Origin of the sequence: Helicobacter pylori NCTC 11637 = CCUG 17874 = ATCC 43504 = JCM 12093 (assembly GCF_900478295.1) — a bacterium.
GTDB lineage: Bacteria > Campylobacterota > Campylobacteria > Campylobacterales > Helicobacteraceae > Helicobacter > Helicobacter pylori.
In genome coordinates this window covers 934,412-955,514 of sequence record NZ_LS483488.1, presented here as the reverse complement: position 1 = coordinate 955,514, position 21,103 = coordinate 934,412, and the positions used below count along the sequence as shown (strand labels likewise).

Sequence of the window (21,103 nt, the reverse complement as noted above, 5' to 3'; positions counted from 1 at the left end):
ACCACCTTTTGAAATTAAAAGATTTTATAGTATAGTAAAACATCGTTAAAATAAATTTAAAAAGGGTTAATGGTGGATTCCTTTTTCCAAATTGCAGTGTTACTTTTTTCGCTTTTTTTAGGGGCAAGACTAGGGGGTTTAGGAGTGGGCTATGCGGGGGGCTTGGGCGTGCTTATTTTATGCTTATTTTTGGGGCTAAATCCGGGCAAAATCCCTTTTGATGTGATTTTAATCATCATGGCAGTCATTAGCGCTATTAGTGCCATGCAAAAAGCGGGGGGCTTGGATTACTTAGTCAAAATCGCTGAAAAAATTTTAAGGAAACACCCCAAGCAAATCAATTACCTCGCGCCAAGCGTGGCGTATTTTTTAACGATACTAGCCGGCACCGGGCATACGGTTTTTTCCTTGATCCCAGTGATTGTGGAAGTGAGTCAGAGTCAAAACATCAAACCCAAAGCACCCTTAAGCTTAGCAGTCGTTTCTAGTCAAGTCGCTATTACCGCAAGCCCAGTGAGCGCGGCGGTGGTGTTTATGAGCGGTATTTTAGAGCCTTTAGGAGCAAATTACTTGACCCTTTTAATGGTTTGGATCCCTACGACTTTTTTAGCATGCATGCTCACGGCGTTTATTATGGGTTTTACTGATTTAAAGTTAGACAGCGATCCGCATTATTTAGAGCGCTTGAAAGTGGGCAAAATTTCGCCCCCTAAAATCAAAGAAGAAAAAGAAACCCTAAAAAGCGCGAAATTATCGTTATGGATTTTTATCGGTGGGGTTGTAGCGATCGTTTTTTATGCGAGCGCGATTTCTAAAAATATCGCTTTAATTAGCCCGGTAATTTTAGACAGAGATTACGCGATCGTGTCTTTCATGCTAAGCGTGGCGACTTTAATTGTGCTTTTTTGCAAGATTAATGCTAATGAAATCGCTCATTCAAGCGTGTTTAAATCCGGCATGCAAGCGTGCGTGTGCGTGTTGGGCGTGGCGTGGTTGGGCGATACTTTTGTGAGCAATCATATAGATGAGATCAAGCGATACGCTTCTTTTTTGATCGCTGATTACCCATTTTTATTAGCCATAGCACTCTTTTTGGCTTCCATGCTTTTGTATTCGCAAGCTGCCACCTCTAAAGCGCTCATCCCAAGCGTGATCACAGCCTTAGGCATTAGCGCTAACCATACAGAGCATTTGTATATTATCGTGGCTTCTTTTGCGAGCGTTTCGGCGTTGTTTGTGTTACCCACTTACCCCACTTTACTAGGAGCGATCGCTATGGATAACACCGGCACCACTAAAATGGGCCGTTACGTGTTTGATCATGCGTTTTTGATCCCTGGGGTTTTAGTCGTGTCTTTGAGCGTGGCGTTAGGGTTTGTTGTCGCGCCGTTAGTTTTGTAGATTTTACCACCAACGATAAAAGCTTGATGTTGCGATTTTTCTAAACCCTCTTAAAAAAGAGAGCCTAAACCATTTTAATAAGCGAACACATAATTGAGATACACGCTATAGAGCCTTCTGTATTGCAATTGAGTGCCTAGAAAAGAATAGTAATTCGTGTTAATGGTGGGGATTTTAATGCCCAGTTCAATGCCATGTTGCGCGGAATGTTCGCTGTCTTTTTTCTTAGCTGTAGCGAGATTCGTCCTCAAGCCGAGATTGAACAAAAATTGGAAATTGGAGGTATTGACTTTCGCGCTGTAAGGGTTATTGAACGCTGTTAAATTCACGTATTGAGAATTAAGCCATGTAGTCCCTGCGAGTTGGATGCCTCCAAAAAGACCCACGGAGAGCTTGTTGTTCTTTCTTGTGATGCTATCGTTGATAATATTCACTAACAAATCGCTCCCACCGCCATAAGTCCATATGTCAGAAGACGAATTAAAGAAGCTGGATTTGATATAACCGTGGTTGTAATCAAAGAAGCCATAATACCTTAATCCCCATCTTTTGCTTTCGCCAAAGAATTGCTTATAGCCCACTTGCACGCCAAGCCCATTCAAAGCGCCGTTATTGTTTTGAGAGCTGATCATGCCCACTTTTTTAAAGGGGTTATTGCTCATCGCCGCTAAAGCTTGAGAAAGATTGGATTGCTGCTCTGGGTTGATCTGGTAGTTGTATTGGCCCGCTGTAGAATCTTTAGGCGACATAACGATGTTTGTTACATTGACCTTATTATAGGGGAGTTTAGAAATCTCTTCGCTCAAATTCTTAGCGTCGTTATAGGCGGTTACAATCTCTGTTTGATTGGATTTTAGGTTATAAACATCTTTAGCCACGCTTAAAGCCGAATCCAACCGATTGCCATAATTATCTACATTGTTTTGAATCGTCTGAATTTCTTTATTCAAATTCACATTCTGTCTGTAAGGATTAGTAGGTGTTTTACCCAAATGTGGCACTTTCAAGTAAGCGTTCTCCAAATACTTAAGTTGGTCTTTAGGAATAGAATTAAAGAGGTTGAAGATACTTGAAGCGTTAGAAAGGATTTGCTTTTGGTTTTGAGCTAAAGCGTAAATGTCTTTAGCAAATTCACGATTTGTTTGATATCCCATAGCTCGAGCTTGCAAGTTAGTGGATAGGGTGTGGTTGTCCTGAGTTAGTTTGAGCGCTTGTTGCAAGATAGGTAGCATCGCCTTAATGTTGTTAAACACCGCATAGTCGGTTACAGGACCAGTGGATGTGATAGCGCCAGCACCACCAGCTCTGTTTGAAACACCTGCGATGATTATATTTTTCCACACCATAGAAACCTTGGTCTGTTCGATTAAATCCATGAGCTTTTGTGCGGTTTGAAGAGCTGTAGTCATGGAAGTTTTGTCTCCATTTTGATCGCTAGAGCATTCTGATAAGGCACAGAGATTGCCTTGAGCTTTTTGGAGGTTTTCGGCAAGCATTTTCATTTGATCATAAGTTTTTTTGTTCATAAAACATTGTTGTAATCCTGTGCAGTTCCCATCTTTATTGATTCTTCCAAGAGGAGCATTAGATCCATCATTCAAACCGGTCACATAAAAACTGGTAGTGTTCCCTGCATAAAGACTCCAAAAAGCCAATACTGAAGTGATAACAGCTTGCGCGGTGTTGTAGATGGGCGATGTTTCTTTGTTTGCGTGGTTGTTACTCGCAAAGCTTTTTAAATCGCTTAAAGCATTGTTGACAGCCTGAATGTTGTTCGCCGTTTGAATGCTTCGTTTTAACGAAGCCAGTTGGGCTAAAGATTGGCTTAATTGCTCATATTTATCGTTCAAATTTTTCAATTCGCCGGTGTTTTTCACCATTTGCACCGCTTCGCCGATTTGATAGCCCGCGCTCACAAAAAAGCCGTTGTCTTCAGCGTGGAGCGATGATACCGCAAGCGAGAGAGAGAGAGAGAAAAAATCGTTTTTTCATAAAATGTTCCTTAAAGTAATTTTTTTATTGTAAACATGAATAGAAATGAAAATTTATTTACAATATGTTTAACTTTACCATAAATTTTTTGGATTTCAAAAAAAAAAAGATTTTTGGGTGTTTTTTAACTATTTATCTTTGGAGTGTTAATTTTTGTAATAATGAAACCATCTTTTGAATTTTATAAGCACTATTTAATGAGAACAGAATTTTGATAACGCTTAACAGAACGCATTTATCCCAAACGCTCAAAGCGTTTAGGATTTCTGCTTAAAGGGTTTGAAGCTTTGATAGAGAAAGTGGTGTGGTTTAAGCTTTAGTGCTTATCGCTGTGATCTTCATCATGGTGGTCATGGTCTTTATCGTCATGATCTTTGTCATGTTTTTTGCCATGCTTCTTGCCATGCTTATCGTGTTTGTGCTTTTTCCCATGCTTGCATGATCTCAACCCAAAATCATCATCCATGTCTTCCATATTACCTTTTTTAAGCGCTTCTTTAACGGCTTTTTGGCGGGCTTCAAAATCCGCCACGGTCATGTTGTCTGTGTTTTTAACCGCATATTCATGCAATTGTTTATGAAACGCCTTTCTCTTGTCTTCAGGCATCTTTTCCATGCGCTTTTTCAACTCTTTTGTGTAATCCACAATATCCTGCGGAGCGACAACGCCAGCCATTTTAACCAAATCTTCATCGCTTGTTTTGCTGAAATCTTTGGCGTTCAAAGCCACAAATAGCAATGCGCTAACAGAAAGTATTTTCAACGCTTTTTTCATGTTTTATCCTTTTAAATTAAATTTTATCTCACTTAGGAGAGCAATGTTCGTCTTTTTTCTTAACAGCCCTACACCAAACTTTTCTCGTATCGCCGCTACAAACGCTCACATTAAGCCCTTTTGCCTTGATTTCTTCATCGCTCAAACCTTTGGTTTTTTCTTCTAATTCTTTACGCACTTCTTCACGCATTTTTTTGAAATCCTCTTCGCTCATTTTGGAAAGATTTTTCCTAGCGATCCGGCTGAAATTCGCACGGAATTTCTTAGCGTCCTCAGCGTTTAAAGCTTTAAGGCGTTTAGACACTTCCATGCGATAATCAATCGCTTCATTAGAAGGCAGAGAGCCTGCTAATTTTAAAAGTTCTTCGTTTTTGAGTTGCGAAAAATCCCTAGCGCCTAAAACCTGTAATCCAAGCAAAGCTAACAGGCAAAAAGCCAAACTCCTTCTCATTCCCAATTCCTTGTTGTCTAAATTTTTGCCGCATGACGACAGCAAATTTTGGCATTTTACCATGTTAATCTTAACTTATTCTCAAACGCCACTAAGAGCACTAAAAAATGGGGTTTTTAAATTTCGCGCAAAGCCATTGCGTGTCATCATTTAATTTTTATTTATAAAGGTCGTTTTAAACCCTAAAATTTTAAAATACCATTTTAGAATGATTGGTTTGTATGGTGTTGGTAGTTTTTGGCTTATTTTGAGTGAAAGGATTTAATCAAGATGTTTGTGGTTTTTATAGAAGGTTTTGGTTTAGCGATTTCTTTGTGCGCGGCTGTGGGAGCGCAATCCTTGTTCATTGTAGAGCGAGGCATGGCTAGGAATTATGTGTTTTTGATTTGCGCTCTGTGTTTTATGTGCGATATTGTGTTAATGAGCATGGGCGTGTTTGGCGTGGGGGCTTATTTCGCTAAAAACCTTTATTTGAGTTTGTTTTTGAATTTATTCGGGGCGGTTTTTACCGGATTTTATGCTTTTTTAGCTTTAAAAACCCTTTTTCAAACCTTTAAAAAGAAGCAAGTCCAAACCCCTAAAAAATTATCCTTAAAAAAGACCTTATTATTCACTTTAGGCGTTACCTTACTCAACCCTCAAGTGTATTTGGAAATGGTGTTTTTAATTGGCGCGAGCGCTTTGTCTTTTAATTTAGCACAAAAATTCGTCTTTTTAGCCGGCACTTTATCGGCGGCTCTTTCTTGGCTTTTATTGTTATGCACCCTGTCCTTACGCTATGGCTCTAAACTTTTGAATAACCAAAAAATCTTTATGGGGGTGAATCTCTTTGTAACCGCTATCATGGGAACGCTTAGCGTTACTTTATTCAGGGATTTTTTAGCGTTATTGAGTAAAACCTAAAAAGGGGCTAGTTTTAAGTCATTTTGCATTACAATACTCCTAAATGAGTTTTAAGGATTACAATCAATATGCAAGTTTTAGCGTTAAAATACCGCCCCAAACATTTTAGCGAGCTAGTCGGTCAAGAGAGCGTGGCTAAAACGCTTTCTTTAGCCCTAGACAACCAGCGTTTGGCTAACGCTTATTTATTCAGCGGGTTAAGAGGTTCGGGTAAAACCAGCTCTTCTAGGATTTTTGCTAGGGCTTTGATGTGTGAAGAAGGGCCAAAAGCCGTGCCTTGCGATACTTGCATTCAATGCCAGAGTGCTTTAAACAACCACCATATAGATATTATAGAAATGGATGGAGCGTCTAATAGGGGGATTGATGATGTCCGTAATCTCATAGAGCAAACCCGCTACAAACCAAGCTTTGGGCGCTATAAAATCTTTATCATTGATGAAGTGCATATGTTCACCACTGAAGCGTTTAACGCGCTTTTAAAGACTTTAGAAGAGCCTCCTAGCCATGTGAAATTCCTTTTAGCGACAACGGACGCTTTGAAATTGCCCGCTACCATACTCAGCCGCACCCAGCATTTCAGGTTTAAAAAAATCCCTGAAAATTCCGTTATTTCTCATTTAAAAACCATTTTAGAAAAAGAACAAGTGAGCTATGAAAGTAGCGCGTTAGAAAAACTCGCTCATAGCGGGCAAGGGAGCTTGAGGGACACGATCACTCTTTTAGAGCAAGCCATCAATTATTGCGATAACGCTATCACAGAAAGCAAAGTGGCTGAAATGTTAGGAGCGATTGACAGGAGCGTTTTAGAAGATTTTTTCCAAAGCTTAATCAATCAAGATGAAGCGCGATTACAAGAGCGTTATGCCATTTTAGAAAATTATGAAACCGAGAGCGTTTTAGAAGAAATGATGCTTTTTTTGAAAGCGAAATTATTAAGCCCTGATTCGTATTCCATCCTTTTGATAGAGCGCTTTTTTAAAATCATTATGAGCAGTTTGAGCCTTTTAAAAGAAGGGGCAAATGCTAGTTTTGTGCTGTTGTTATTGAAAATGAAATTCAAAGAAGCTTTAAAGCTCAAAGCCCTAGACGATGCGATTTTGGAATTAGAGCAAAGTAAAGAAAGCGCTTTTCAGCCCTTAAATCAAAACGCTAACGCCCCTAAACAAGAATTTAAAAGCATAGAGAAAATAGAAAAGCCAGAAAAAAAAGAGAACGCAGAAACCCCGCAAACTCCCATGCTTTCAGCTAAAGATCGCATTTTTCACAACCTTTTCAAACAAGTTCAAACATTGGTTTATGAGCGCAATTACGAATTAGGGGTGGTGTTTGAAAAAAATATCCGTTTCATTGATTTTGACAGCCAGACTAAAACCTTGACTTGGGAGTCTTTAGCCACCCATAAAGATAAAGAGCTTTTAAGAGAGCGTTTTAAAATCGTGAAAGGTATCGTTGATGGGGTTTTTGGCAAGGGCGAAAATATCAAAATCGCTTTAAAAAATCAAAATAAAAGCGCTTCAGAAGTGGTTAAAGAATTTAAATTCCCCTCTTTAAAGCCCAAACCAACCACCGAAACGACGGCTGAAACGAAAGAAAAAGAAACTAAAGAAACGGTTGGAAAAGAAACTAAAATTAAAGAACAAGAGGTTAAAGAAAACGAAACTAAAGAAAACGAAACTAAAGAAAACGACACTAAAGAGACTAAAGAGACTAAAGAGACCCAACCAAAACAAGCCCCTACAGCCTTGCAAGAATTCATGGCTAATCATTCCAATCTCATTGAAGAGATTAAGAGCGAGTTTGAAATCAAAAGCGTGGAATTGTTATGAGAGCGCATTTAGACGAGTTAGACAAAGTGGCGGCTGCAATTTTAAAAGATGATTTTAAGGGGGTGGTGCTTTTAAAGGGCGTTGTGGGGAGCGGTAAAACGACTTTAGTTCAAGCGTGCTTGAAACGCTTGGGTTTAGACATTCAAGCGACTTCGCCCACCTTTAGCTTGATGCATGCTTATAGCGAGAGCGTGTTCCATTATGATTTTTACATGCGCGATTTAGAGGCTTGCTTGGAGCTTGGCATGTTGGAGTGCTTGTTGGAAAAGGGGATCCATTTTGTGGAATGGGGCGATGAAAAATTAGAAAAAATTTTAAAAAAATACGATTTAGCCATTAAGGTTGTGGAAATTAAAACCGAATTAACTAGCCGTTTTTATACAATAAAGATCGCTTAAAGGGTCGCTTGAATGGATATTTTAAAAGCAGAGCATTTAAACAAACAGATTAAAAAAACCAAAATCGTTTCAGATGTTTCTTTAGAAGTGAAAAGTGGCGAAGTGGTGGGGCTTTTAGGGCCTAATGGGGCGGGTAAAACCACCACCTTTTACATGATATGCGGGCTTTTAGAGCCTAGTGGGGGGAGCGTTTATTTAAATGATGTCAATTTAGCTAAATACCCCTTACACAAGCGCTCTAACTTAGGCATAGGCTACTTGCCCCAAGAATCTAGCATTTTTAAAGAATTGAGCGTAGAAGAGAATCTGGCCCTAGCAGGGGAAAGCACTTTTAAAAACTCTAAAGAGAGCGAAGAAAAAATGGAAAGCTTGTTAGACGCTTTTAATATCCAAGCCATAAGAGAGCGTAAGGGCATGAGCTTGAGTGGGGGAGAAAGAAGGCGTGTAGAAATCGCTAGGGCTTTAATGAAAAACCCTAAATTCGTGCTATTAGATGAGCCTTTTGCGGGCGTGGATCCGATTGCGGTGATTGATATTCAAAAGATTATTGAAAGTTTGATTGAGTTAAACATCGGCGTGTTGATCACTGATCACAATGTGCGAGAGACTTTGAGCGTGTGCCATAGGGCGTATGTGATTAAAAGCGGCACGCTTTTAGCGAGCGGGAACGCTAATGAAATTTATGAAAACGCTTTGGTGCGTAAGTATTATTTAGGGGAAAATTTTAAGGTATAAACATGGCGATCTTACGCACAAACCTTAGCCCTAAAAACAAATTAAACGCTACTTTAAAAGGGTGGCTCCCCATTTTACAAAGCGAGCTTGAAGATTTAGAAGAAGTGTTGAAACAAAACGCCCTAGATAACCCCTTAATCAAAATTGAAAACAAACGCATCAAAAATTTTAGCGATCGTTTTAGCGCTAAAAAGAGCAGCGATCATTTAGAAAATTTCGCAATCGCATCTAAAAGCCTTTTTGAAACTTTAGAGGCTCAAATCATTCCCCCCCTTTTTCCCACTGAAACCTCTCAAAAAATCGCTATGGATATTATCAGCGGGCTGGATAGTGAAGGGTATTTTGAAGAAAATATTGAAGAAAGGGCTAAAATTTTAGGGGTAGAGAGCGAAGTTTATGAAAAAGTGCGCAAGCGTTTTAGTTACCTTAATCCAGCCGGCATTGGCGCTAGAGATGTGAAAGAGAGCTTTTTATTCCAGTTAGAGAGTAGGGAATTAGACAATAACGAGCTTTATAAAGAAGCACGAAAAATCATTTTAAATTTAGAAAAACACCATGAATTTTCTAAAGATTTTTATTACGAAAAGGCTTTAAAGATTTTAAAATCCTTTAAAAACCCCCCAGCCATTGAGTTTTTAGAAAAAGAAATAGAAGTCATTCCTGAACTTTTTATTCTAGAAGTGGATGGTGAAATCATCGTGCGTTTGAATGATGAAAGCTACCCAACGATCAGTTTAGAAGAAAATCGCTTTAAGGATAGTGGCTATTTAAAAGAAAAATTAAAAGAGGCTAAAGATTTGATTGATGCGCTAAATTTGAGAAAAGCCACGATTTATAAAATCGGCCTCATGCTTTTAGAGTATCAATACGATTTTTTTAAGGGTAAAAAATTGCGCCCTTTAAAATTATTGGATTTAGCCAATGAGTTTAACCACTCTGTAAGCACGATTTCAAGGGCTATTTCTAATAAATATTTGGCATGTCAAAGGGGGGTTTTCCCAATTAAGCATTTCTTTAGCACCGCCTTAGACAACAGCGAGACTTCAAACGCTGTGATTAAAGACTATCTTTTAGAATTGATCAAAAACGAAGACAAAAAAGAGCCTTTGAGCGACGCTAAGATTTTAGAACTCATTGAAGAAAAATTCCATTTGAAAATGGTAAGAAGAACGATCACCAAATACCGCCAACTGCTCAACATCGCTTCTTCAAGCGAGAGGAAAAAGCTCTATTTGATGCGTGCTTGAAAATAACCAACCAAATGATTTCGCTCTCATTGAGCGTGAATGATAAAATTAAAATACTTTTGAGTATTTTTTAGATTTTATAACTAATACTCTATTAAGTAGATCTATAAATCACTTAAAATCCCTAAACAACTTCCCTAAGTCTAAATCAAGCAATTCCGTTTGGGATCGCAATTCTAAAAGGTTTTGAGCTCCTTTAATCAAATCGTTACTGGAAATGCCATGAGAAAGAGAGATTTGAGCTTCTAAAAACGCGCTCAAATGATCACACACCTTTAAAAGCTCCCCACAAACCCCAAGATATTCATCGCTGTTATAAAGCATAAACAATTCTTCAGCGTCTTTAGTGAAAATGATTTTGTGAGACTTGTCTTTATAGCGGTTTTTGAACTCGTTTTCGGTGAAATATTTTAAATCTTCTTGAACGCCCAAAGAAACAAAGGAATAGACTTTGTTTTGCATTTCCTTTTTTTCAATCTCTTTAATGCAGTTATCAAGCCCCGCAACGCTTTGTTTGATGGGCGTGATAATGTCTCGGGTCAAAATCTCGGGTAAATCATGGAAAAGCCCGCCCAAAAAATGATTGATCCGCATGCTTTTACAAGCTTTTAAATCAAAGCTCAACAAATACCCCATAATCGCCACGCATAAGGTATGCCCTAAGACACTGGTTTGCGGCACTCTTGGAGTTTGGCTCCAGCGCTTTTGGAAACGCAACTGCCCAAACATGCTCACCAATTTTTTCAGATCTTCTTTTTCCCCAAAAAGCCCTTCAAACAAATGCTCGTTATTATGGAGTTGCTTGTCAATTTTATCTTTAATTTCTTTCACGCCATACATGTTGGGGTTAAAATGATAAATAATATCAAACTCCCATTTAGACGCATAAAAATGCGCGCTCTCTAAAATTTGAGTTTCTAAAATTTGAGGCCTGTGGCTTAAATACTCTTTTAATTCCTCTAAAGAAAAATACGCACTAATTTCATCTTGCAAACTTTGCACAACATAGGAAGCTAATTCTTGGCTGTGCGTTTGTTGGAGGGCGTAAAAAATAGGGGGTTTAATATCGGTTAAAACCAAGCGCTCCAAAAACTCAAAGCAAAAGAACTTGATTAAAAGATCCAAATCTAAGTCATTACCCCTGTCTTTTAAATCTTTAGCGAGCAGATACGCAATCATCGCTTTATGGGCTTGCTTGTCTAATTCCACAAATTCCAAAGGGCATGCTTGGTCATTCCAGCGCCTAATAGACGCGCCCACAAACACACGCCTCAAAAATTGAGTTTTGAGTTTGGGGGCTTTTAGGGGTTTAATAGGATGAGCCGCATACATGACTTTCCTTTTTATACTATTTTGAATGTTTAAAACTATAAGCTTATTAAGAAGCGTTGATTTTATCGCACAAGATTGAAAAATCTTAACGCACCACTATCAATACTAACTTAAATCCTATTATACGAAAAAAAGACAAAAATAAGGCTTTTATTTAAAAAATATTATTTCTATCAATTCATTTCACGCTCAAAACACCCACCCGTAATTGAAAAACACCTTAAAATGGCTAGCCCCTTCATTGAAAACAAAAGAGTTCGTGTAATCGCCACCACTAGAAACGACGCTAGCTTTTCTTTGGATTAAAGGGATGCTAATCCCTACAGAATATTTAGAATGCTTATAGCGGTAATTCAACCCAGTAGCCACATCTAAATTACCGCTCCCTTTGACTTTGTTCAACACATAATAGCTGTTATACAAGCCCCTTAACCCCCCAAAGATACCAAAAGAGGAAGAAAAATTCTTTCTCGTTTGAACGCCTGTAGGGCTATTTTTATTGGAGTAAGTGGTGATGAAATCCAACAACAAATCTATCCCCCCACCATAGCTCAATTGCTGGAATTTTTGATTAAGGGCTTTAGAATAGTTGTATTTCACAATGCCATAATAAGCCAATCCTATGAAATCATTAAAGTAATTTTGATAGCCTATTTTAGCGTTAACCCCTAAAATAGGGCTTCTAAAACTCTGTGAAGCGCTTGAAAAATAGTGGTCAGTAACGCTAGAAGTGACAAAGGTTTTTTGAATGGTGCTGAGCATGGAATTGGCTAAATCTTGCGTGTTCAAACTAGCGTTTAGGTTGTAGTTTGTTTGACTCCCCAAGTTAGCGTAGTTGATCGGTAAAGCGTTTTGATTAATAAGCTGCTGCCAGACCGCTGCTGTTACCCCTAAAAACCCAGCCGGGACATCCGCACAATTGTGGTAGATGGAATTAGGGTAGTTGCTAGGGAAAGCGGGTTGACCTGAACCATTGAAGCGAGAGCACACGTTATAGGGGAGACCATCAGAATCTTTTGGCTTGCCATTTTCAGTTTGACCGGTTGGCACTCTTTGATAGGTCATGTTCCCATTGTGTCCATAGCCTTTGGTGTGGCTGAATTCATGCAAAATGGTCCTTAAATCAGCCAAATTGATAGTCTTAAGGTCATTACCAAAGAGTTTTTGGGGTTCTAAGGCATAGGCTTCTACTCCTAATGTGCCATATTCACCATCATTACCATATCCATTGGCTAACCCTACAACCCCTGAATTTTTTAAAACAACCGCATCAATTTCTATTTTTTTTCTAAAATTATTAATGATACCTTGTTTGTTGAGTATATATTGTTGATCAACTTTAGTATCAACACGCCCATTTACTCCGGGATTTACGCATTTTGAAGGATCATTATCACAATCTGTTGAGCTGTTAGTGAATTCAAAAGGAGCGTTTAAGATCGCATCGCCCCAAGATTGGGAGTCTAAAACAGCGATCATGTTCAACATCAAATTGGTGAATTCTTCTGCGGTTTGTGGGGTGAAAGGTTGCCAACAATCATTTTTTGTATTACCATTATTATTGTAAGGACAAGTGTTGAAATTGCTTGGATTTTCATTACTATATTTCATTATAAGATTTGTTTTAATGTTATTGAGCGTTTCAAACACCCTCTGCGTGTTAGCGTCAGAAATAGAAGTGCTAGTGGCTTCAAATTTTGGAAGAAAGAAAGTATAGGGACCAATTTTATCAAACGCCTCTTTTAGGCTATCAAATGCCTCCCCAGGTAAAACAATTTTAGAGTGTTTGGGGATAGTCTCTATCACGCCTAGATTGATTACATTGCCTTGAGCGTCTGTAAAACTAAGCTTCACGTTGCTTAAATTATAAGGTAGGAAGTTTTCTATAGTTAATTTACCACCGATATACAACACTTTAACAGGAGATAAAGATGAAAAATTTAATTGTGATATGGATTTAGCGTCCGTGAACAAATTAGCCGCTCTTTTTAAAATCGTGTCTGTGGGTAAATAATTATAAGTTGCGTAAGTGTTTTTTGTGGTGGTGTGTCTTTTTTCTTGCGTTTGAACGCCTTCTAATAGCCCAGTTTCAAACCCGGCTTCTATGAAAAAGCCATTTTTCTCATTCGCTTCTAAAGCGCTGAATAATAAAAGTGGGATGAATAGTTTTCTCATGGTTATCTCTTTTTAGTTTATAGTGTCTTTATTATACAATTTAAGGGGATGGTTTGTTTATTTTTTGAAAATTAAAGTTTTTACAAGGGATTAGTGTTTCATATTAAAACAAAATTTTAACAACAAGCGTTTGTTTTATAGTTTATTTATCATTAATTAGGCTATGTTAATCAAAGTTTGATAGTTAAAAATCTCTAACTCCCCTTAATTTTCTAAAAAGCGCTTTACTTAGCGCACTTCTTGATATCAATATTCCAGTCAGCACCGGATTTAATTTGGTATTTTTGCGCGAAATTATCCCTATTCAGCGCCACGGAAACATTCAACAAGCTGTTTAAATAAACCAACGGCTGGCCTTCTGGCACATCGCCAAAGCTCGCAACATACGGCATTTTCCCTTCGTATTGTTTCTTAGAACCTTTAAAAATCGTTACACACAGCGTGTCATTGAGTTTGATTTTTGCTTGATTGAGTAATTTATCGCTGATATTGCTCCAAACATTGCCGTATTGGATATCAAGAATTGGGATATTACCCTTCACCTCCCCTTTTGTTGCTTTCGCTTTTTGGTAAGGAATTTCAACAACTTTTGTGGGAAGCTCTGGCCCGACCTGCTCGAATGTGATCGCTCCAGAAGCCAAGCGCGCCCCAGTGTAAGCATACACATCACGACCATGGAAAGTATAGGATTTTTCAGAACCTTTCAAGCGGTTAGCTTTTTCATCAATTTCACGCACGCTATCAATCCCCAAAGTTTGCGCCACCAAAGTCAGCGTGCCGTTATCCGGCGAGACAAAATACTGGCCGTTTTTAGTTTTCAATACCACCGATTTACGATTAGTGCCTACGCCCGGATCAACCACGCTCACAAATACCGAGCCTTTTGGCCAATAACTAGCGCTCTGATACAAGCGGTAAGCACCTTCCCAGATGTTATACGGGGGGATTTCGTGCGTTAAATCAAAGATTTTAAGATTGGAATTAACGCTGAAAGCGACGCCTTTCATCGCCGAGACAGCCCCATCTTTTAGGCTAAAGTCGGTTTGTAAAATCAAAGCGTTATCTGCATAAACAGACGATAACCCTATGCACGCTGATAAAAACAACGCTGAAATCGTTTTTTTCATCTATATTATTTCCCGAATAACAAAAATGGAATGAATAGTTTTCTCATGGTTATCCTTTGTTGTCTTAAAATGTTTTTATTATACCATTTAAGGGGCTTTTTCTAAACATTAAGGGTTTAAAAGGGCTTTACATTTCATATTGAAACAAAGCATTAATTAGGCTCTCTTAAGGGGATAGGGGGTTTTTCACTTAAAACGCAATATCGCCAATATTTTCACTATTCTCTATATAGTATTTAAAACGCTCTTTTTCTAATTCGTTTTTTAGGATTTGTTGTTCTTCTAAAAGCAGGCGTTTTTGATCTTCTAGGGTATTAATTTTACGGCTAATATAATAGATATTATTGCTTAAATAGATTTTAGGCGCTAACAGAGCTAAAAACGCGCCCCCAAAAACCAACACCCCTATTAAAGCCATTAAAGAAAGACCATGTGAATTTTCATTTGTAGCTTCGGCGAATAATTCTTTCTTTTCGCCCTCTTCTATGCGCACAAAGCGTTCTTTTTCATTTGAAGAATTGGTTTTGATATTCATGGCTTACCCACTGACTTGTTCATGGTTTGAATTTAAAAACTCTCATTTTAGCGCTTCGTGAACGCCTGTTGTTTTTAATTTCTTCTGGGCTTGGAGTGATGGGCTTTTTGGTTAAAATTGCGCCTAAAGCGTGATTGTTAGAGCAAGCGCATTTGAAACTTGAAGGATCGCAAATGCAATTTTTAGCGTAATCTTTAAAAGCGTTTTTCACTAACCCATCTTCTAAAGAATGAAAAGAAATCACGCACAAAATTGCCCCCTTAAGGTTTCTAGCGCATTGTAAAAACTCTTTTAACTCTTCTAATTCGCTATTGACTTCTATGCGGATGGCTTGAAACACCAAAGTCGCTGGATGGATTTTTTTATTTTTAGAAAAAGAGCTTAAAAACTCGCTCAAATCCTTAGCGTCTTTAAAGGGTTTTTTAGCGCGCCTTTCTGCAATTTTGTGGGCGATTTTTTTGTATTCTTTGATTTCGCCATAGTCTCTAAAGATTTTTTCTAACGCTATTATAGGATAAGAGTTGATGACTTTTTGAGCGTTCAAATCACTCTCTAAATCCATGCGCATATCCAAAGCGTGCGAATGGAAATTAAACCCTCTGTTATCATCATCAAGCTGCAAAGAACTCACCCCTAAATCCACTAAAACCCCCTTGATTCGATCGCCATGAATTTCTAGGGCTTCTTTAAAGCGTTTGGCAAACCCTCCACTTAAGAGATTGTAACGCCCCTCAAAGGCTTTCAGTCGTTCTTTAGCGATTTCTTGAGCGAACTTATCCTTATCAATGCCAATGAGTTTCAGGTGCGGTTTTTGGGATAGAAGGGCTTTAGAATGCCCCCCTAACCCTAAAGTGCAATCTATCAAAACCCCTTCTTCTAAAGGCATGAACGCTTGCAAAACTTCTTGCAACAAAACGCTTTGGTGCAGATTTTCTATTTCTTGCAAACAATCCCCCTAAAAACCCTAGATGAATTTTCCAAATGCCTACTCAATAGTATTGGTTTTGTTGGTTACACTCAAAAGTTTCTTTATAATCAATTTTAGCTTTTTAAGATGCGAAAATTCAAACTAAAATCCCTTTTATAAAGATTAAAAAGGGCTTAAAGACACCCTTTTAAAGGGTTTAAAAAGTGTAGTTATACCCTAGATAAAGCGAATAATCCCGTTTCAAATGGTAATAAAGATTAGTAGCGTTAGGACCCGCACTCAAAAACTTGTTGATGAGTAGCGGCACTCTCACGCCAAACTCTACGCCATTATGCTTGTAGATATTGGCTCTCACGCCAAAATTCAACCATACTTGAAAAGCAACGGTTGAAGTTTTGGTGCTATAAGGAGCGTTAGGGTTACAATAAGTGGGGGTACAAACATCAGGACCTTTAGCTTCAATGATTTGCTCTTTCCAATAGTTTGCCGCTGAGCTTTTCCAAGTGTTACCGCCGATAGCGACCCCACCAAAAACACCAAAAGAAGCGTTATCGTTATCAATAATATCAGCTAACAAATCGCTCCCAACACCCCAAGAAACCATATCCAACTGGATTTTATTAGGTGCATAAACTTGCTTGCCTAAATCGGCATGCCCATAATCAAAAAGCCCATACACTCTAAAACCAAACCACTTGCTTGTCATATCAAAAGACTTGAACTGGAAGAACTTCTTATAACCCACATTCAACCCAAGACCATTCAAAGCCCCATTAGCGTATTTAGCATGCCAATTGATATTCGTACCTCCTGGGTTATGCTTATTAGCGGTAAGACCTGGGGGGCAACCTACAACACTCCCTGTGCAATCCCCTGTGTTATAAATATTACTATTCAAACGGGCCTGTCCAAGCTGATAATTAGTCCCTATATAAACACCATCACCTTCGGCTAACAACGAAGAGCTTAAAACTGCGGATAGAAGCCCTAAAGCTACAAACTTTTTCATAAATTCCATTCCTTTACATTCCTATCTTTAAAATTGTCTCATAAAATAATAGCATGTTTATCCTTAATCAAGCAAATATTTTTAACTCTTATGAATAAGAAATGATAATAAAACCACTCTTTTTTGAAGTATAATAGCTCCTTTTAATCCATTTTCTTATTTTAAGGAAACTCTTGCAACATAAAACCATTATGGATAAGATCATTATTCAAGGGGCTAGGGAAAATAATCTCAAAAATATTTTTTTAGAAATCCCTAAAAACCAATTTATTGTTTTTACCGGATTAAGCGGTTCGGGTAAATCCACTCTGGCGTTTGACACTTTATACGCTGAAGGCCAAAGGCGCTATTTAGAGAGTTTGTCCAGCTATGCTAGGCAATTTTTAGACAAAGTGGGTAAGCCTAATGTGGATAAAATTGAAGGCCTAACCCCTGCGATCGCTATTGATCAAAAAACCACTTCTAAAAACCCTAGATCCACTGTGGGGACGATCACTGAGATTTATGATTATTTAAGGTTGTTGTTTGCAAGGATTGGGGAGCAATTTTGCCCCACATGTTTAGAGCCTATTAGTTCTATGAGTGCGAGCGATATTATTTCTCAAATCTGTCATTTAGAAGAAAATTCTAAAATCATTATTCTAGCCCCCATTATTAAAGATAAAAAAGGTTCGTTTAACGATAAATTAGAGAGCTTGCGTTTAAAGGGGTATGTGAGGGCTTTTGTTGATGGGGTGATGGTGCGTTTAGATGAAGAAATCCATTTGCACAAAACCAAAAAACACACCATTGAAGCGGTGGTGGATAGGGTGGTTATCAATAGCGAAAATGCTTCACGGATCGCTAGTGCGGTAGAAAAAGCCCTTAAAGAAAGCTATGGGGAATTAGAAGTGGAAATCTTGCAAGACAACGCGCCAAGCATCAGAAAGCATTACAGCGAGCATAAGGCATGCTTTAAATGCAAGATGAGTTTTGAAGAATTAGAGCCTTTGAGTTTTTCCTTCAATTCGCCTAAAGGGGCGTGCGAGAGCTGTTTGGGTTTGGGGACAAAATTCAGTTTAGATATTAGTAAGATTTTAGATCCTAACACGCCTTTAAATCAAGGAGCGATTAAAGTGATTTTTGGGTATAACCGCAGTTATTACGCTCAAATGTTTGAAGGCTTTTGCGAGTATAATGGCATTGACACTGCGCTTTGTTTTAATGAATTGAATAAAGAGCAGCAAGACGCTCTTTTGTATGGGAATGGCACTGAAATCAGCTTTCATTTTAAAAACAGCCCTTTAAAACGCCCTTGGAAAGGCATCATTCAAATCGCTTATGACATGTTTAAAGAGCAAAAGGATTTGAGCGATTACATGAGCGAAAAAACCTGTTCTTCGTGCGAGAGGCATCGTTTGAAAGCCTCCAGTTTGAGCGTCCAAGTCGCTGGCTTGAAAATGGCGGATTTTTTAACTAAGCCCATTGAAGAAGTCTATCACTTTTTTAATGATCCCACGCATTTTAGCTATCTTAACGAGCAAGAAAAAAAAATCGCTGAACCCATTTTAAAAGAGATTTTAGAAAGAGTGTTTTTTTTATACGATGTGGGGCTAGGGTATTTGACTTTAGGGAGGGATGCGCGAACGATTAGCGGAGGGGAGAGCCAAAGGATACGAATCGCCAGTCAAATCGGGAGTGGTTTGACAGGGGTTTTATATGTTTTAGACGAGCCTAGCATTGGCTTGCATGAAAAAGACACGCTCAAACTCATCAACACCCTTAGGAATTTACAAAAAAAAGGGAACACGCTCATTGTCGTAGAGCATGACAAAGAGACAATTAAGCATGCGGATTTTGTTGTGGATATTGGGCCAAGGGCTGGAAGGCATGGGGGTGAAGTGGTTTTTAGCGGGAGCGTAAAAGATTTATTGCAAAATAACCATTCTACCGCTTTGTATCTCAACGGCACTAAAAAGATTGAGCGCCCTAAATTTGAACTCCCTAAAGAAAAGCATTTTTTAGAAATTAAGAATGTCAATATCAATAACATTAAGAATTTGAGCGTTCAAATCCCTTTAAAACAATTGGTGTGCATTACTGGGGTGAGCGGGAGCGGTAAAAGCTCGCTGATTTTACAAACCCTTTTACCCACCGCTCAAACTCTTTTAAACCATGCTAAAAAAAATCAAAGCTTGAATGGGGTGGAGATTGTAGGGTTGGAGCATTTGGATAAAGTGATTTATTTAGACCAAGCCCCAATAGGCAAAACCCCACGAAGCAACCCTGCCACTTACACAGGAGTGATGGATGAAATCAGGATTTTATTTGCCGAGCAAAAAGAAGCTAAAATTTTAGGCTATAGTGCGAGCCGTTTCAGCTTTAATGTTAAAGGAGGGCGGTGCGAGAAATGCCAAGGCGATGGGGATATTAAAATAGAAATGCACTTTTTGCCTGATGTGTTAGTCCAATGCGATAGCTGTAAGGGCGCTAAATACAACCCCCAAACTCTAGAAATCAAGGTGAAAGGCAAATCCATTGCCGATGTGTTAAACATGAGCGTAGAAGAGGCCTATGAATTTTTCGCTAAATTCCCTAAAATCGCTGTGAAATTAAAAACCCTTATAGATGTGGGCTTGGGCTATATCACTTTAGGGCAAAACGCTACGACTTTAAGTGGGGGGGAGGCTCAAAGGATCAAATTAGCTAAAGAATTGAGTAAAAAAGACACAGGCAAAACCCTTTATATTTTAGATGAGCCTACCACCGGTTTGCATTTTGAAGACGTGAATCACCTTTTACAAGTCTTGCATTCTTTGGTGGCGTTAGGCAATTCCATGCTAGTGATTGAGCATAATTTAGACATTATCAAAAACGCTGACTACATTATAGACATGGGACCTGATGGGGGGGATAAGGGCGGGAAAGTCATTGCGAGCGGCACGCCTTTAGAGGTGGCGCAAAATTGCGAAAAAACCCAAAGCTATACGGGAAAATTTTTAGCTTTGGAATTGAAATAGCTTGCATTGGGGAAGGTTAGCAGCAATAATAGCCGCTTGATCATGCAAGAGTTAACAAAGAAGCCATGCCTTTAAAATCCTCGCATGAAAGTTTGAAAAATGAGAAAATATTAAGGAAAATAGAAACCAAGCCGACACTCTCTAACCATTACAGAAACGGCAATAGCGTTTCAAACCTTAATGGGAATATTCCTACCACAAACGAGCTTAAAACACAAGAGCCACAACGAATGAAGCAAAAAAAATGCGCCATAGTTAAATCCATGCTAGAGATTATAAAAAGCTTGAAATAAGCAGGTTATCAGCCATTAAAAATCGTGAGAGCGGGCGCTATTATTTTCGCCCTATAGCCCAAATTACAAGGGGTAGGGTTAAAAACCCCCTAAACCCACTATTTTTAGTCCTACACAAAAACTACTAATAAGGCTTTATTATCATTAAGTGTTAATCATAAATTATAAAAAATGCTAAAAAACATTTTTTATAGTCAATAGTAAAGAGTTTGATTTTAATTTTAATTGCATGATAATTTGTGTAGCGCGGTCTTAGGGGTTAAAAAATAACTTCTAATTTAAAAAATAAGAAGATTAAGATTCAACAAGATTTTATTTATTATTGTTTTCCTTCCGCATGATAATCGCCTGAATGGGATCTTTGCCGAGGAGGTTGCCAAACAAAGGCCCTTTTGACAACTCGTAAAACACCTTGCTTGTTATTTTAACGGCTGTTCTCTTTGAGTCTTTAAGATATTTGGGGAATTGCATTTTAACTTCTCTATCAATCATAGACCCCCACTTTTTATAGCGGAATTTGATCGCAAATTCCGTTCCTTGTATCCGCTCTATTTTGCAACTCCTAAACCCAACCCCCAAATACTTCCTCACCAACCACTCAATGTTGTAAGGCCCTTTGTCCAAAAAACGCCTGATATTTGCAGAATTGGTTTCATAATATAATATATTGTAGGCTCGCTATTTTCAAGCAAATCAGCAAGAGCGGTGTTGTCATTATCAATCACAGGTGGCGCATAACCCTAAACACTCATCAACCCCTAATTCCTTAACGATAAACAATCTGCAATTGATAAAATCACCATCCTTATCATTAAGAACATCAATGATTTTATAAGATCTACCATACCCATAATAGAACGAGTTAGGTTTCTGCGGTTTTTTATTAGCCTTTAATCCATTAAATTCATCAAAAATACCCGCCATGAAATCATCATCATTTGCTAAAGCGGTCTTGCTACTCAATCTAACAATTT

The 21,103-nt window shown here is 38.4% G+C and carries 19 protein-coding genes; 8 read left to right on the top strand and 11 right to left on the bottom strand.

Going from position 1 to position 21,103, the window contains the following annotated elements; all coding sequences use genetic code 11:
- Nucleotides 1-69: 69 nt before the first annotated feature.
- Entirely contained in the window at nt 70-1,401 is a 1,332-nt protein-coding gene (locus tag DQL14_RS04780) for an anaerobic C4-dicarboxylate transporter (RefSeq protein ID WP_108168927.1), read from the top strand.
- Between the two features lie 74 nt (nt 1,402-1,475).
- Here the strand turns inward: DQL14_RS04780 and sabA are convergent, their stop codons facing one another.
- The 3 genes from sabA to DQL14_RS04765 all read right to left on the bottom strand — a co-directional run bounded on the left by sabA (nt 1,476) and on the right by DQL14_RS04765 (nt 4,619).
- The gene (gene sabA / locus DQL14_RS04775) at nt 1,476-3,317 is read right to left on the bottom strand and encodes a Hop family adhesin SabA/HopD (RefSeq protein ID WP_145986697.1); all 1,842 of its coding nucleotides are present in this window, start codon (nt 3,315-3,317) and stop codon (nt 1,476-1,478) included.
- Nucleotides 3,318-3,709: 392 nt separating this feature from the next.
- Nucleotides 3,710-4,168: a sialic acid-binding protein gene (locus DQL14_RS04770; RefSeq protein WP_108168926.1), complete on the bottom strand. Its 459-nt coding sequence runs from the start codon at nt 4,166-4,168 to the stop codon at nt 3,710-3,712.
- A 28-nt stretch (nt 4,169-4,196) separates the two neighbouring features.
- The gene (locus DQL14_RS04765; RefSeq protein WP_108168925.1) at nt 4,197-4,619 is read right to left on the bottom strand and encodes a DUF1104 domain-containing protein; all 423 of its coding nucleotides are present in this window, start codon (nt 4,617-4,619) and stop codon (nt 4,197-4,199) included.
- A gap of 270 nt (nt 4,620-4,889) precedes the next feature.
- On the opposite strand from DQL14_RS04765, the gene DQL14_RS04760 reads away from it, so the two are divergent.
- The 5 genes from DQL14_RS04760 to DQL14_RS04740 all read left to right on the top strand — a co-directional run bounded on the left by DQL14_RS04760 (nt 4,890) and on the right by DQL14_RS04740 (nt 9,731).
- Nucleotides 4,890-5,522, top strand: a complete 633-nt coding sequence (locus tag DQL14_RS04760) for a LysE family transporter (RefSeq protein WP_000498386.1) — start codon at nt 4,890-4,892, stop codon at nt 5,520-5,522.
- A gap of 68 nt (nt 5,523-5,590) precedes the next feature.
- On the top strand, nt 5,591-7,351 hold the full coding sequence (locus tag DQL14_RS04755) for a DNA polymerase III subunit gamma/tau (protein WP_108168924.1): 1,761 nt from the start codon (nt 5,591-5,593) through the stop codon (nt 7,349-7,351).
- Complete coding sequence (tsaE, locus tag DQL14_RS04750) at nt 7,348-7,749, top strand: tRNA (adenosine(37)-N6)-threonylcarbamoyltransferase complex ATPase subunit type 1 TsaE (RefSeq protein ID WP_001201276.1); 402 nt, start codon at nt 7,348-7,350, stop codon at nt 7,747-7,749. Before DQL14_RS04755 ends, tsaE begins: the two co-directional genes overlap by 4 nt.
- Nucleotides 7,750-7,761: 12 nt before the next feature.
- Nucleotides 7,762-8,484 carry an LPS export ABC transporter ATP-binding protein gene (lptB, locus tag DQL14_RS04745; RefSeq protein WP_000353240.1) on the top strand — a complete coding sequence of 241 codons (723 nt, stop codon included), beginning with the start codon at nt 7,762-7,764 and terminating at the stop codon, nt 8,482-8,484.
- Nucleotides 8,485-8,486: 2 nt separating this feature from the next.
- Nucleotides 8,487-9,731 carry an RNA polymerase factor sigma-54 gene (locus DQL14_RS04740; protein WP_108168923.1) on the top strand — a complete coding sequence of 415 codons (1,245 nt, stop codon included), beginning with the start codon at nt 8,487-8,489 and terminating at the stop codon, nt 9,729-9,731.
- Between the two features lie 111 nt (nt 9,732-9,842).
- Here the strand turns inward: DQL14_RS04740 and DQL14_RS04735 are convergent, their stop codons facing one another.
- The 6 genes from DQL14_RS04735 to hopE form a co-directional block, all read right to left on the bottom strand.
- Nucleotides 9,843-11,063 (bottom strand): HD domain-containing protein, encoded by a 1,221-nt coding sequence (locus DQL14_RS04735; RefSeq protein ID WP_108168922.1) that lies wholly within the window; start codon nt 11,061-11,063, stop codon nt 9,843-9,845.
- Between the two features lie 189 nt (nt 11,064-11,252).
- Entirely contained in the window at nt 11,253-13,238 is a 1,986-nt protein-coding gene (locus tag DQL14_RS04730) for a porin family protein (RefSeq protein ID WP_108168921.1), read from the bottom strand.
- Nucleotides 13,239-13,462: 224 nt separating this feature from the next.
- Complete coding sequence (locus DQL14_RS04725; RefSeq protein ID WP_108168920.1) at nt 13,463-14,365, bottom strand: SAM hydrolase/SAM-dependent halogenase family protein; 903 nt, start codon at nt 14,363-14,365, stop codon at nt 13,463-13,465.
- 190 nt (nt 14,366-14,555) lie between these two features.
- The gene (locus DQL14_RS04720; RefSeq protein ID WP_108168919.1) at nt 14,556-14,900 is read right to left on the bottom strand and encodes a hypothetical protein; all 345 of its coding nucleotides are present in this window, start codon (nt 14,898-14,900) and stop codon (nt 14,556-14,558) included.
- A 19-nt stretch (nt 14,901-14,919) separates the two neighbouring features.
- On the bottom strand, nt 14,920-15,846 hold the full coding sequence (gene rsmH / locus DQL14_RS04715; protein ID WP_108168918.1) for a 16S rRNA (cytosine(1402)-N(4))-methyltransferase RsmH: 927 nt from the start codon (nt 15,844-15,846) through the stop codon (nt 14,920-14,922).
- Nucleotides 15,847-16,024: 178 nt separating this feature from the next.
- Entirely contained in the window at nt 16,025-16,846 is an 822-nt protein-coding gene (gene hopE / locus DQL14_RS04710; RefSeq protein WP_024751027.1) for a Hop family outer membrane protein HopE, read from the bottom strand.
- Nucleotides 16,847-17,010: 164 nt separating this feature from the next.
- Between hopE and uvrA the strand changes: the two genes are divergently transcribed.
- The gene (gene uvrA / locus DQL14_RS04705) at nt 17,011-19,836 is read left to right on the top strand and encodes an excinuclease ABC subunit UvrA (RefSeq protein WP_172953000.1); all 2,826 of its coding nucleotides are present in this window, start codon (nt 17,011-17,013) and stop codon (nt 19,834-19,836) included.
- 65 nt (nt 19,837-19,901) lie between these two features.
- A complete protein-coding gene (locus DQL14_RS04700) occupies nt 19,902-20,129 on the top strand; it encodes a hypothetical protein (RefSeq protein ID WP_108168916.1) in 228 nt (75 codons plus the stop codon).
- A 312-nt stretch (nt 20,130-20,441) separates the two neighbouring features.
- Here the strand turns inward: DQL14_RS04700 and DQL14_RS04695 are convergent, their stop codons facing one another.
- Entirely contained in the window at nt 20,442-20,753 is a 312-nt protein-coding gene (locus tag DQL14_RS04695) for a hypothetical protein (protein WP_231952802.1), read from the bottom strand.
- 93 nt (nt 20,754-20,846) lie between these two features.
- Entirely contained in the window at nt 20,847-21,092 is a 246-nt protein-coding gene (locus DQL14_RS04690) for a hypothetical protein (RefSeq protein ID WP_130624926.1), read from the bottom strand.
- Between the last annotated feature and the right edge of the window lie 11 nt (nt 21,093-21,103).